This window comes from Nesterenkonia sp. K-15-9-6, from assembly GCF_052656005.1.
Map to the genome: position 1 here is coordinate 1 of NZ_JBQYEY010000099.1, position 209 is coordinate 209.

The following is a 209-nucleotide window of genomic DNA, read 5'->3' on the forward strand; positions in this document are numbered from 1 at the left end:
ACCTTCGGGATGGATTCCTTCTTCCCGACCGCGAAGATCTATAACCCCAAGGGACAGAACTATCTCTCGGTGGATCGTGAGCTGATGCTGGCCTATAAGGAATCTCCGCAGGGCCAGCTGCTGCATCCCGGGATCAATGAGGCCGGGGCCACTGCGGCGTTCACTGCGGCTGGGACCAGCTACGCCACTCATGGTGAGCCGATGATCCC

Annotated in this window: 1 protein-coding gene; it reads left to right on the forward strand. The window is 59.8% G+C overall.

Annotated features, from left to right (window positions below):
* Positions 1–209 (forward strand): hypothetical protein (locus tag SD455_RS16760; protein WP_445508769.1); only part of this gene is annotated, 209 nt, incomplete at both ends.